This window comes from Umezawaea tangerina (genome assembly GCF_003002815.1).
GTDB lineage: Bacteria > Actinomycetota > Actinomycetes > Mycobacteriales > Pseudonocardiaceae > Umezawaea > Umezawaea tangerina.
The window spans coordinates 475,578-487,696 of record NZ_PVTF01000003.1; the positions used below are offsets into that span (position 1 = coordinate 475,578).

The 12,119-nt window shown below is 70.1% G+C and carries 15 protein-coding genes; 8 read left to right on the forward strand and 7 right to left on the reverse strand.

Features of this window, described 5'->3' with window-relative positions:
• Window positions 1–11 precede the first annotated feature (11 nt).
• On the reverse strand, window positions 12–338 hold the full coding sequence (locus CLV43_RS12625; protein ID WP_245886372.1) for a hypothetical protein: 327 nt from the start codon (window positions 336–338) through the stop codon (window positions 12–14).
• A gap of 240 nt (window positions 339–578) precedes the next feature.
• Between CLV43_RS12625 and CLV43_RS12630 the strand changes: the two genes are divergently transcribed.
• The 3 genes from CLV43_RS12630 (at window position 579) to CLV43_RS12640 (ending at window position 2,321) form a co-directional block, all read left to right on the forward strand.
• Window positions 579–1,088, forward strand: coding sequence for an SMI1/KNR4 family protein (locus CLV43_RS12630; RefSeq protein WP_170155817.1), 510 nt, complete (start codon window positions 579–581; stop codon window positions 1,086–1,088).
• 64 nt (window positions 1,089–1,152) lie between these two features.
• Window positions 1,153–1,743, forward strand: coding sequence for a Panacea domain-containing protein (locus CLV43_RS12635; protein ID WP_106187280.1), 591 nt, complete (start codon window positions 1,153–1,155; stop codon window positions 1,741–1,743).
• Window positions 1,740–2,321 carry a Fic/DOC family protein gene (locus tag CLV43_RS12640; protein ID WP_106187281.1) on the forward strand — a complete coding sequence of 194 codons (582 nt, stop codon included), beginning with the start codon at window positions 1,740–1,742 and terminating at the stop codon, window positions 2,319–2,321. The genes CLV43_RS12635 and CLV43_RS12640 overlap by 4 nt, the downstream gene beginning before the upstream one ends.
• 555 nt (window positions 2,322–2,876) lie before the next feature.
• Here CLV43_RS12640 and CLV43_RS12645 read toward each other — a convergent pair.
• The 5 genes from CLV43_RS12645 to CLV43_RS12665 all read right to left on the reverse strand — a co-directional run bounded on the left by CLV43_RS12645 (window position 2,877) and on the right by CLV43_RS12665 (window position 8,026).
• On the reverse strand, window positions 2,877–3,770 hold the full coding sequence (locus tag CLV43_RS12645) for an aldehyde dehydrogenase family protein (protein ID WP_106187282.1): 894 nt from the start codon (window positions 3,768–3,770) through the stop codon (window positions 2,877–2,879).
• Entirely contained in the window at window positions 3,763–5,199 is a 1,437-nt protein-coding gene (locus CLV43_RS12650) for an aldehyde dehydrogenase family protein (protein ID WP_106187283.1), read from the reverse strand. The genes CLV43_RS12645 and CLV43_RS12650 overlap by 8 nt, the downstream gene beginning before the upstream one ends.
• A 5-nt stretch (window positions 5,200–5,204) precedes the next feature.
• Window positions 5,205–6,179 carry a deoxyribose-phosphate aldolase gene (gene deoC / locus CLV43_RS12655; protein ID WP_106187284.1) on the reverse strand — a complete coding sequence of 325 codons (975 nt, stop codon included), beginning with the start codon at window positions 6,177–6,179 and terminating at the stop codon, window positions 5,205–5,207.
• Between the two features lie 166 nt (window positions 6,180–6,345).
• Entirely contained in the window at window positions 6,346–6,987 is a 642-nt protein-coding gene (locus CLV43_RS12660) for a DUF1707 SHOCT-like domain-containing protein (RefSeq protein WP_170155818.1), read from the reverse strand.
• A gap of 40 nt (window positions 6,988–7,027) precedes the next feature.
• Entirely contained in the window at window positions 7,028–8,026 is a 999-nt protein-coding gene (locus CLV43_RS12665; RefSeq protein WP_106187285.1) for a Gfo/Idh/MocA family protein, read from the reverse strand.
• Between the two features lie 83 nt (window positions 8,027–8,109).
• On the opposite strand from CLV43_RS12665, the gene upp reads away from it, so the two are divergent.
• Together upp and CLV43_RS12675 are read left to right on the forward strand one after the other, a co-directional pair.
• Complete coding sequence (upp, locus tag CLV43_RS12670; RefSeq protein WP_106187286.1) at window positions 8,110–8,733, forward strand: uracil phosphoribosyltransferase; 624 nt, start codon at window positions 8,110–8,112, stop codon at window positions 8,731–8,733.
• A 117-nt stretch (window positions 8,734–8,850) separates the two neighbouring features.
• Window positions 8,851–10,155: a glycoside hydrolase family 18 protein gene (locus tag CLV43_RS12675; protein WP_106187287.1), complete on the forward strand. Its 1,305-nt coding sequence runs from the start codon at window positions 8,851–8,853 to the stop codon at window positions 10,153–10,155.
• Between the two features lie 62 nt (window positions 10,156–10,217).
• Here the strand turns inward: CLV43_RS12675 and CLV43_RS12680 are convergent, their stop codons facing one another.
• Complete coding sequence (locus CLV43_RS12680) at window positions 10,218–10,814, reverse strand: TetR/AcrR family transcriptional regulator (RefSeq protein WP_106187288.1); 597 nt, start codon at window positions 10,812–10,814, stop codon at window positions 10,218–10,220.
• A gap of 117 nt (window positions 10,815–10,931) precedes the next feature.
• On the opposite strand from CLV43_RS12680, the gene CLV43_RS12685 reads away from it, so the two are divergent.
• The 3 genes from CLV43_RS12685 to CLV43_RS12695 are packed head-to-tail and all read left to right on the forward strand — an operon-like array spanning window position 10,932 to window position 11,998.
• On the forward strand, window positions 10,932–11,138 hold the full coding sequence (locus CLV43_RS12685) for a ribbon-helix-helix domain-containing protein (protein WP_106187289.1): 207 nt from the start codon (window positions 10,932–10,934) through the stop codon (window positions 11,136–11,138).
• Window positions 11,139–11,178: 40 nt separating this feature from the next.
• The gene (locus CLV43_RS12690; protein WP_106187290.1) at window positions 11,179–11,562 is read left to right on the forward strand and encodes a type II toxin-antitoxin system death-on-curing family toxin; all 384 of its coding nucleotides are present in this window, start codon (window positions 11,179–11,181) and stop codon (window positions 11,560–11,562) included.
• Between the two features lie 46 nt (window positions 11,563–11,608).
• Window positions 11,609–11,998 (forward strand): MerR family transcriptional regulator, encoded by a 390-nt coding sequence (locus CLV43_RS12695; protein ID WP_106187291.1) that lies wholly within the window; start codon window positions 11,609–11,611, stop codon window positions 11,996–11,998.
• Window positions 11,999–12,119 lie beyond the last annotated feature (121 nt).

Sequence of the window (12,119 nt, forward strand, 5' to 3'; positions counted from 1 at the left end):
GTTCCCCCGACTCAGACCTGGTAGCTGCGCTTGATGTCGTCCTTGGCCTGCGACTGCTGCTCGGTGTACGCCCCACCGGCGTCCGAGACGGCCTTCGCGAACCCGGACAGCCCGGCCGCCGCGGCCGCGACGCCGTCGAGCTGGGCCTTCGCGGCCTGCTGGAACGCGGCCGTCAGCCCGACCTCCGCGCCGAGCTTCCCGAAGGCGTCCGCGGGCAGCGAGTCGACGCCCGCGAGCGTGGACGTGCCCACCTCGCCGACCTCGGCCGCCAGCCCCGTGGCCGTGCTGCCGAACGACGCCAGCGCGTCCGTGTCGACGCCGAAGCTCTGCTCCACCACCGCGGTACCCCCTCTTGTTCCCACTTGTTGGACTGCCGCGCCCCCGTGGGCGTTCCCCCGACCCGTCAGGGAAATCGTGCACCATCCGCCGCCGCCCGGTGTGGGCTTTGGACCAGCATGTTCGTCCCGATCGTGCCCCGATGGGCGGTACCATGCCCGGCGGCGCCACTCGATCATGGACGAGTGGGTGTTCTCGTGCACTGGAAACGAATAGTGGACTGGCTCGGAGAGCACGCCCCGGTGACCGGATCCGAGTTGCGCACTGCCGAGGACCCGGCCGCGGTGCTGGCGCTTTCGAAGGAAACCGGACTCGTGCCCCCGGAGGAGCTCCGGACGTGGTGGTCGGTGTGCGGCGGGACGGCCAACCTGGCGTTCGCCGAGGTGCTGCCCCCGTTCTACACGCCGATCGGGCCGAGCGACTCGCTGCGCTCCTGGCGGCTCAAACGCGGCTTCTGGCCGCCCGAACTCGACTCCGAGGCGGGCACGCCGACCACCGGGTTTCACCCGATGTGGTTGCCGATCGCGTTCGACGGCTGCGGCGACGCCCTGGCCGTCGACCTCCGTCCCGGAGTGCTGTCGGGGTGCGTCGTCGAGTGGGACCGCGAGTGCCACGAGATGGTGAAACCGGAGTGGACGTCGGTCACCGAGATGCTCGACCAGGTCGCCACGGCGTTGGAGCAGCGCAGCAGGCTGGGCCACTGCGAACCCCTGGTCACGCACGACGGGAGGCTGGACTGGCGCACCGGCTGACCCCTTGTTCCGGTATGATGGGGTTAGCTGAAACCGCAGGTCAGCGCGCATCCGGGGAGGTGGCATGGCGGACGTCCACGACGTGGCCGCCGCACTGCTGGCCGCCACCGGCCCCTCTTCGCCGATGAAGCTGCAGAAGCTCCTCTACTACAGCCAGGCCTGGCACCTCGCCGGTCACGGCACGGCGCTGTTCGACGCGCCCATCGAGGCGTGGCGGCACGGCCCCGTGGTGCCCGAGGTCTACCGGCGGCACGCGGGCCGCAACCAGGTGCACTCCTGGCAGGAGGGCGACCCGGACGGGCTGGCGGCCACCGAACGCGCGGTGGTGCGCTCGGTCGTCGAGCGGTACGGCGGTTTCAGCAGGCACGAGCTCAGCGAGATGGCCCACCACGAGCACCCCTGGCGCTCGGCCCGCGGCGACCTCCCCGACACCGCCCCCGGCAACACCCCCATCCCGCACGAGGTCATGCGCCGCTACTTCCGCGGCCTCACCAGCGACCCGGAGACCGCGGTCGCGGAGGCACGGGCGTCGGTGGGCATCGAAGGCCTCCAGGTCTCCGAAGCCGCCGTCTCGGCCGCGCACGCGGTCGCGCGCGGTGAGGTCGGAGCGGACGAGGCCGTGGCGCGGCGGATCGAGGCACTGCTCCGATCGTGACCGCCGAGGATCCCTACGTCGATCCCGGCTCGAACGTGCTGACCAACAAGCTCGGTGTGACCGACGCGGCGGTGTTGCGGCAGATCGAGTCCGAAGTGACGTTCCTGCGCGACGCGCAACTCAAGACCACCACCCTGCCCGGCCGCTACGACCTGGGTCATCTGCGCGCCTTCCACCGCCACCTCTTCGCCGACATCTACCCCTGGGCGGGCGAGCTCCGCCGCGCCGACCTGACCAGAACCGCCACCTTCGCCCACTGGGCCCACATCGAGTCCTACGGCACGCAGGTGTTCGCACAACTCCACGAGGAAAAACTCCTGTCCACTCTGGACGCGGACCAGTTCCTCGACCGCTTCACCCACTTCTACGCCGAGATCAACGCCCTCCACCCCTTCCGCGAAGGCAACGGCCGCACCCAACGCGCCTTCTTCAGACAACTGGCCCTGGCCGCCGCCCACCGCCTCGACTTCACCCGCCTGGACCCCACGGAGTACAACGAGGCCTGCCGAATCAGCATGAGCGGCAGCGCAACACCACTACGCACCCTCTTCGCCACAGCACTGGTGCTAGAGGAATAGAGCCGGCCGAGCAGCCGGAAACAGGGGTCCCCGATCGTGAAAGACCCCCCGATGCACACGCTACGGCCGGGGTACGACATTTTCGGAACAACAACACCAGCCAGAGCCGACCCGCCGATCGCGCACAGGACCAAGCCAACCCGACCCGAGCCAACCCGACCCGCCGATTGAGCACGGACCCGAGCAGCAACTCAGCCACCAAGCACGAACCCGGGCGCGCTCGTCCGCCGTGCGGCCGACTTGACTTGGGGTTTTTGGGCTTAAACTTGCGGCGGCGGGCAGGCTCTACCACCTGCCCTTTTTCGCCCGACGAAGCCCAAAAAAGGGGCCCCAAGTCAAGTCGGCCGCACCCGGAGACGGCTGCAGCGATACCCGGTTTCGAGCGATCAGCCACCCAAACCCGACGCCGAACCCAGGGTCCCCCGCCCGTGAGAACCCCCCGACGCACACACTACGACCGGGGTACGACAATTTCCGGATTCCACCGCACCACCTACAGCCGCACCACTCACGGCCACAGCGATACCCCGCTTAGAACCCGGCATCCCCCGCCAATCACACCCCCATCGGATGCCACACCGTCTTCGTCTCCAAATAAGCCCTCAACCGCCCAATATCCGGCTCCCGACCAAAATCCTCCCCACCCCGAACCCTCAACACCCTCTTCACGGTCCCCGCCGCCGCCCTCTCCAAATCCCCCCGAATCGCCTCGGGCGCCCCCGTCAGATCCAGCGCGTTCACATCCGCGTGCGACGCCAACCACGGCGCGATCTCCGCCGTCCGCCCGGTCAGCAGGTTCACCACCCCGCCCGGCAGGTCCGACGTGGCCAGGACCTCGGAGAGCGTGATCGCGGGCAGTGGTCGGTCCTGGCTGGTGACGACCACGGCGGTGTTGCCGGACGCGATCACCGGTGCGACCACGCTGATGAGGCCCAGCAGCGACGACTGCTGCGGTGCCAGCACGGCCACGACGCCGGTCGGTTCCGGTGTCGAGAAGGAGAAGTAGGGGCCTGCCACGGGGTTGGAGCTGCCGAGGACGGCGGCGATCTTGTCCGTCCAGCCCGCGTACCAGACCCAGCGGTCGATGGCGGTGTCCACCAGCGCCTGGGCCTTCTTCGCGCCCACGCCCTCGGCGGCCGACACCTCGGCGGCGAACTGCTCGCGGCGGCCCTCCAGCACCTCGGCCACCCGGTAGAGCACCTGCCCGCGGTTGTACGCCGTCGCACCCGACCAGCCCGCGAAGGCCTTGCGGGCGGCGGAGACCGCGTCGCGGGCGTCCTTGCGGGAACCCTGGGCGGCGTTCGCGAGGAACGCGCCCTTGGAGTCGGTCACGGGGTAGCTGCGGGCCGACTCGGACCGGGGGAACTTGCCCCCGATGTAGAGCTTGTAGGTCTTGGCCACGGGGATGCGGGTCTCGGTCTTGCCGAGGGAGATCCGGTTCTCAGACATCGAGGTACGCCTCCAGTCCGGCCCGGCCACCTTCGCGACCGAAGCCCGACTCCTGGTAGCCGCCGAACGGGGCGGTGGGGTCGAAGCGGTTGAACGTGTTGGCCCACACCACACCGGCGCGCATCTTCTGCGCGGCCCACAGGATGCGGGAGCCCTTGTCGGTCCAGATGCCCGCGGACAGCCCGTAGGGCGTGTTGTTCGCCTTCGCCACGGCCTCGTCCGGCGTGCGGAACGTGAGCACGGACAGGACCGGGCCGAAGATCTCCTCGCGGGCGATGCGCATCGCCTGCGACACCCCGGAGAACACCGTGGGCGCGAAGTAGAAACCCTTGTCCGGCAACGGGCACGAGCTCGTCCAGCGCTCGGCGCCCTCGGCCTCGCCCGCGGCCGTCAGCTCCTGGATCCTCGTCAGCTGCTCGCGCGAGTTGATCGCGCCGACGTCGGTGTTCTTGTCCAGCGGGTCGCCCACGCGCAGCGTCGACACCCGGACCCGCAGCTTCTCCAGGAACTCCTCGGCGATCGACTCCTGCAGCAGCAGCCGCGAACCGGCGCAGCACACGTGGCCCTGGTTGAAGAAGATGCCGTTCACGATGCCCTCGACGGCCTGGTCGATCGGCGCGTCGTCGAACACGATGTTCGCCGCCTTGCCACCCAGTTCGAGGGTGAGCTTCTTACCGGTGCCCGCCAGTTGGCGCTGGATCAGCTTGCCGACCTCGGTGCTGCCGGTGAACGCGATCTTGTCCACGTCCGCGTGCTCGACCAGCGCGGCACCGATGTCACCGGCGCCCGGCAGGATGTTCACCACACCCGGCGGCAGGTCGGCCTGCTGGATGATCTCGGCCAGCACCAACGCGGTCAGCGGCGTCGTCTCAGCGGGCTTGAGCACCACCGTGTTGCCGGTCGCCAGCGCGGGCGCGATCTTCCACGCCGCCATCAGCAGCGGGAAGTTCCACGGGATCACCTGGCCCGCCACGCCCAGCGGCCTCGGGTCCGGCCCGTACCCCGCGTAGGGCAGCTTGTCCGCCCAGCCCGCGTGGTAGAAGAAGTGCGCCGCGGCCGTCGGGACGTCGACGTCGCGCGACTCCTTGATGGGCTTGCCGTTGTCGAGGCTCTCCAGCACGGCCAGCTCGCGCGACCGCTCCTGGATCAACCGCGCGATGCGGTAGATGTACTTGGCGCGCTCGGTGCCCGCCATCCTGCCCCACACGCGGTCGTACGCGCGGCGCGCGGCCTTGACCGCGGTGTCCACATCGGACGGTGACGCCGTGCTGACCTCGGCGAGGACCTCCTCGGTGCCGGGGTTGATCGTCTTGAGCGGTTCGCCCGACCCCTCGACGAACTTGCCGTCCACGAACATCTTGTAGGAGGGCTTGAGGTTCGCGATGTCCCGCGACTCGGGGGCGGGAGCGTATTCCCAGAGCTGGCTCATCTTGTTCAGTCCACCGTCACGTAGTCGGGGCCGCTGTAGTGGCCGTCCAACTGGGTCCGCCGCTGCATCAGCAGGTCGTTGAGCAGGGTCGAGGCGCCGAAGCGGAACAGGTCCGCGGTCAGCCACTCCGGCCCCGCCACCTCGTGCACCGCCACCAGGTACTTGATCGCGTCCTTGGTGCTCCGGATGCCGCCCGCGGGCTTCACGCCGCGCAGCTCGCCGGTCAGGTCCCGCCAGTCGCGCACGGCCTGGAGCATCACGTGCGTCACCGGCAGCGTCGCCGCGGGCGACACCTTGCCGGTGCTGGTCTTGATGAAGTCGCCGCCCGCCAGCAGCGCCAGCCACGACGCGCGCCGCACGTTGTCGTAGGTCGCGAGCTCGCCGGTCTCCAGGATGACCTTGAGGTGCGCGTCCCCGCAGGCCTCCTTCACCTGCTTGATCTCGTCGAACACCGCGCCGTAGTCGCCGGACAGGAACGCGCCGCGGTCGATCACCATGTCGATCTCGTCCGCGCCCTGCTCGACCGCGTGGCGCGTGTCGGCGAGCTTCACCGGCATGATCGACCGGCCGGACGGGAACGCCGTCGCCACGCTGGCGACGTGCACGCCGGTGCCCTCGAGCCCGGCCTTGGCCGTCGCCACCATGTCCGGGTAGACGCAGACCGCGGCCACCCTCGGCACGTCGGGGCGGTCCGGGTCCGGCCGCCGCGCCTTCGCCGCCAGCGACCGCACCTTGCCCGCTGTGTCCGCGCCCTCCAGCGTGGTCAGGTCCACCATGGAGATCGCGGTGTCGATGGCCCACATCTTCGCGGCCTTCTTGATGCTGCGGGTGGCCAGACCGGCCGCCCGCTGTTCCACGCCGACCTGGTCGACACCGGGCAGGCCGTGCAGGAACCGGCGCAGCGAAGCGTCGTCCCGGACGGCATCGGCAAGGGCCGGAGGCAGTGGTGCCAACGGCGACGTTGACGGAGCGGCAGCCATGGACCCCACTCTAAGCGGAATGGCACGCCCGTCCCAAGCGAGCCGGTTTCCGCAGCTCAGGAGAGCTGCGACACACGGTCGGCGGCGGTTCGCCACGTGCCTTCGGCACCCCGAAGCCCGACCGCCGCGCAAGCCGCCGTTCCACCCGCGGGGAAACGCCCGGCCGTCACCCCTCCAGCTGGTCGCGGTCCTTGTTCTTGATCTTCTTCCTCTTCGGCCGCTTCACGTCGACACCCGCCATCAGGGCGAGGCCGTTGATGCGGACGACGGGGCCGCCGGGGATGGTCGGGGTGCTGTCGGTGCGGTCGTCGAAGGCGCCCATGAAGCCGACGCCGCCGACCTCCACGGTCACGTCCTCGGGGACGATGATGTCGACGCCGCCCCAGAACGCGAACACGTTGATGGTCGTGACGGCCTCGGCGAACCGGGCCTTGGTGAGGTCGAGCGTGACACCGCCCATGATCGCGATCGCGCTGTGCGTGGCGGGGACGACCCAGTGGCCCTTGCGGTCGCAGCCCGACCAGAAGGCGAACGAGACGGTGGAGCCGGGGACGCCGCCGATCCGGTCGAGCGCGGCCGACTGCGGCGCGACGGCGGGCAGCGTCGAGGGGACGCCGAGGTCGGCGGTGATCGGGACGAGGTCGCCGTAGGTCTTCGACGAGTACGTGGCGCCGAGCCGCTCGTCCAGCTCGTGCAGGTCCAGCCTGCCGTCGGCGTGCGCCTTGTGCAGGACCTGGGCCACGCGTTCGCGGTCGGCGTCCGACGCGCGCATCTGAATGGGGTCGTTGGGGACCAGCTCGTCGCTCACGCCGCCGAGTCTAGGAGCCCGAACCGGTCCCTGTCCGCACTTACGCCGTGCTCGGCAGCCTGACCGGCAACCCCGCGGCGCGGTAGACGGCGTCGATGAGGGCCATGTTCGCCACGGCGTCGGCGGGCGTCGTCGGGAACGGCTTGCCGTGCAGCACGGCGTCGGTGAACGCGTCGAGCTGGAACGCGTAGGTCGACCGCTTGGTGAACCGCTCCACCCGCTTGTTGTCCTTGGCGCGCACCGAAAGCCGGTGGGCGAGCTGCGGGCCGAGCGGGTTGAACACGCGCATCTCGCCGTCCGTGCCGACGGCCTTGGCCGACAGCCGCAGCAGCGAGCCGAACGACCACAGGGACGCGCTGACCGTCCCGGTGTGGCCGGACGGGAACCGCAGCTGGGCGGTCATCGCGCGGTCGACGCCGGCACCGTGCAGCAGGGCTTGCGCCGACCGCACCTCCGGTTCCTCGCCACCGAGCAGCCGCGCGATGTGCGCGGAGTAGGAGCCCGCGTCCATCATCGCGCCGCCCGCGAGGCGCAGGTCGTAGCGGATGTCGGAGAACACGGGCAGCGGGAAGCAGATGTGCGCCTCGACGTGCCGCAGCTCGCCGAGCTCCCCGCTCTCCACCACCTCGCGCATCCGCGCCGCCAACGGGTGGTACCGGTAGTGGAACGCCTCCATCACCACGAGCCCGCTCGCGGCCGCCGCCTCGGCGACCCGCGCGGCCTCCTCGGCGTTCGCCGTGAACGGCTTCTCGCACAGCACGTGCTTCCCGGCCGCCAGCGCCGCCAGCGTCCACTTCCCGTGCAGCCCGTTGGGCAGCGGGTTGTAGACGGCGTCGACCGCGGGGTCCTCCAGCAGCGCCTCGTAGCCGTCGTGGACCCGCCCGATCCCGTGCTTGTCCGCGAACGCCCGCGCCTTGTCCGCCGACCGCGCGGCCACCGCGGCCACCACCGCCGCCGACGAGGTCCGCGCGGGCTTGATCACCGACATGGGCGCGATCGTGGACGCGCCGAGCACACCGATCCGAACGTGGTCCGCCATGGCGTCGATCGTAGGGGCGCCGGGGCGCGTCGAGTGCGCTCATCCGTCGTGCGGAGGGGTTGCGGCGGTTACTGTTCCCACCCATGGACGTGCTTGTTGTCGACCACCCGCTGGCCAGGGCCCGGCTCACCACGATGCGCGACGCGCGCACGGACAACGCGGCGTTCCGGGCCGCGGTCCAGGAGCTGACGGTGATGCTCGTGTACGAGGCGATGCGCGGCGCGCCGCTGGCCGAGGAGCGGGTGCACACGCCGGTGGCGCGGACGGTGGGGCACCGGTTGGCGAACCCGCCGCTGCTGGTGCCGGTGCTGCGGGCCGGGCTGGGCATGGCGGACCAGGCGCACAAGCTGATCCCGGACGCGCAGATGGGCTTCGTGGGCCTGGCGCGCGACGAGGAGACGCTGCAGCCGACGCCGTACATGGAGTCGCTGCCGACGGACCTGGCCGGGCGGCCGGTGCTGGTGCTGGACCCGATGCTGGCGACCGGTGGGTCGATGGCGTACACGATCAAGCTGCTCACCGACCGCGGAGCGACGGACGTGACGGCGATCTGCGCGCTGGCGGCGCCGGAGGGCGTGAAGTTCCTGGAGGACTCGGGGCTGCCGGTGCGGCTGGTGACGGCGAGCATCGACGAGCGGCTGAACGACTCCGGGTTCATCGTCCCCGGCCTCGGCGACGCGGGCGACCGGCTCTACGGGGCCGTCTGAGGCGTTCCCGGCGCGGCGGCGGTGCGGATTGCGCCGTTCGGTCGTAGAAGTGGTCTAGACCTTGGTCTTAACGTGGTCTGGACCACAGGCCGTCACCGCCGCCTTGCTAGGAGCAGCATGTCGAGTAGTAGATGGGGGCTGTCCGTCCTCCTGGTCGGAGCCCTCGCCACGTCGCTCGCGCCCTCGGCGAACGCCGACGTCGAGGCGAACGGGTACGGCCACGGCCACGGCGACGCGAAGCGGACCGTGGGGTACTACACCCAGTGGAGCGGCTACGGCCGCAACTTCCTGGTGAACGACCTGGTCAAGAACGGCACGGCCGGGAAGCTCACCCACCTGAACTACGCGTTCGGGTTCCTCGACGAGACCGGCAAGTGCTACAGCGCCGACCCGTGGGCCGACTACCAGCGGCCGTTCACCGCCGAGCAGAGCGTCGACGGCGTCGCGGACGTCGCGGGGCAGGCCCTCTCCGGGAACCTGAACCAGCTCAAGGAGCTCAAGGCCAGGTTCCCGCAGCTGCGGGTCAACATCTCCCTCGGCGGCTGGACCGGCTCGAAGTACTTCTCCAACGCCGCCCTCACGCCCGCGTCGCGCGCGGCCAGCGTGAAGTCATGCCTCGACCTGTGGATCAAGGGCGACCTCGGCGGCGCGCCCGGCGCGGCGGCGGGCCTGTTCGACGGCATCGACCTCGACTGGGAGTGGCCGTCGAGCGAGGGCAACGCGGGCAACGTCGTGCGCCCCGAGGACAAGGTCAACTTCACCGCGCTGGTCGCCGAGTACCGCAAGCAGCTCGACCGGCTCGGCCGGTCCACGCGCAAGAGCTACGACCTGACGGCGTTCCTCCCGGCCGACCCGGTGCAGCTCGACCGCGGGGTCGAGACCCGCAAGGTGTTCCGCAACCTCACGTTCGCGACCCTGCAGGGCTACGACTACCACGGCGCCTGGGAGGCCGTGACGAACCAGCAGTCGTCGATCAGGACGCCCAAGGGCGACCCGTCGGCCTCGAAGTTCAGCTCCCAGGTCACCGTGGACGCCTACCTCACCAGGGGCGCGCCGCGGAACAAGGTCGTGCTGGGCGTGCCGTTCTACAGCCGCGGCTGGACCGGCGTGACCAACGCGGACAACGGCCTGTTCCAGACCTCGACGGGCCCCGCTCCGGGCACCTACGAGGCGGGCATCGAGGACTACAAGACCCTCAAGGGGCAGCTGGCGAAGTTCAAGGTCTACCGCGACCCGAAGGCGGGCCACGCCTGGCTGTTCGACGGCACGACCTACTGGACGTGGGACGACGCCGTGGAGATCAGGCGCAAGGCGCGCTACGTCTCCGACCGCGATCTTGGCGGCGCGATGGTCTGGTCGCTCGACGGCGACACCGCCGACGGCGAGCTGATCACCGCGCTGCGGAGCGGACTGTCCGGATAGGGCAGTTCGAAGAAGGGGTCCGGGGAGGTTTCGCGGCGGCCGCCTCCCCGGACCCCGCTTCGTCAGCGCTTGCGCCAGCCGTCGGCGGTGGCGCGCACGGCCCGCTCGAACACCGGCGCGATCTCCAGTCCGGGAGGCAGGATGCCGTGCAGCTCCAGGCCCACCAGGCCGTGGCAGATGCTCCACAGCGCCAGACCGATCACCTCGGGGCCCTCGTCGCCCACGAACTGGCCGTTGTCGATGGCCCGCTGGACCGTCTTGACCACGGGCACGAACGTGCCGGAGGCCGCGATGTACGTCTCGGTCGTCGGCATGAAGTCCGGTACGACCTTGCTGAACATCACCACGTAGAACTGGCGGTCCTCCAGCGCGCTGTCCCGGTAGGTCAGCGCGATCTGGATCAGGTCCTCCACCGGGTCGTCCGTCTCCGGGACGGTGGCCAGGCGTTGTCCGAACCGGCGGAAGCCCTCGTCGTACAGGGCGTCGAGCAGCGCGGGCTTCCCACCGAAGAGCGAGTAGACCGCGGTGGTCGAGGTGTTGACGTCCGCGGCCAGCCGGCGCAAGCTCAACGCACTGGGTCCTTCGCTGGACAGCAGTTCGCCCGCGCGGTTCAGCAGCCGCACGCGGAGCGCGTCATCGTGAGTCTTGGGTCGAGGCACGGGTACATCGTATCGTAACATTGTTATAAAACGAATCCCGCACTTCCGACTACCAGAAACCGGTCCGGCTAGCAGAAATCCTGGTGTCTTGGATATCGGATTGGTACCGTCGGCGGAATGGCAATGACCCTGCGTCTGAACGACGAGGAGAGTCGGCGGCTCGCGGAACTCGCGAGCTCCGAGGGCCGGACCAAGCAGGACGTGGTGAGGCTCGCATTGGCAGAGCGGTGGGCCCAACTGCACAAGGATGAGCAGCTGGGAGAGGTTCTGGAGCGGGTGCTGCCCAAGTACCGCGGCCTGCTCGACCGTCTCGGTTCCGCCTGATCCGCGCGGAACTGTCGTACCCCTGTGGTCCACTGACAATGTGATCAACTACCTGGATGCCGGTGATCTGCTGGTGCTCGCCACCGCGGTGACCGGTGGCGATCTCGTGGTGCGCGATCTCGGCCTGCTCGACTCCGCAGCTCACAGGCCGCGTGCCACCGTCCTGGGCGTCGAGGCCTACGACACCATCTGGCTGAAGGCCGCCTCCCTGCTGGACTCGATCGTGCGCACCCGCCCGCTGGTCGAGGGCAACTGGCGGCTGGCCTGGGTCGCCGTCGTGGCGTTCTGCGACATCAACGGCTGGTGGGTGGAGGCCGACGAGGAGGACGCGCTCAACCTCGTGCGCTCGCTCGGCCGCGAGGAGACCGACGTCTTCGGCATGGCCAGCAGGCTCGAGGCGTGGGCCGTGCCCAAGCCCTCGTGACGCCGGGGCTTGACCTGGAGTGCGCTCCAGCTCCTACGGTCGTGGTGTGACTCATTCGATCGCCCAGGCAGCCGAACACAGCGGGTTGTCGATCGACACCCTCCGCTACTACGAACGCATCGGCCTGGTCGACCCGCCCGCACGCGACTCGGGCGGGCGGCGCACCTACTCGGACGCGGACCTGGACTGGCTGGTCTTCCTCACCAGGCTCCGCACCACCGGGATGCCGATCAAGATGATGCGCGAGTACGCGCAGCTCCAGCACGTCGGCCCGGTGACCAGGGGCGCGCGCCAGCAGATCCTGCTCGACCACCGCGCCTCCGTGCGCGAGCGCATCGCCGAGCTGGAGTCGTGCCTCGGCGTGCTCGACCACAAGATCGACCTCTACGCGGGGCTCATGGCCGACGAGCAGACCGCCAGGGGTGCCACCGCGTGACGGCGCCGAGCCGGTCGGCTCGACTCGCGCCGTCGTCGCGGTGCGGCCATGGTGGAGGTGCGGCGACGTCCGCCCGTCGCCCGGCCGCGCCCGCCGCACATCCGATCGACCTTGGGGGACG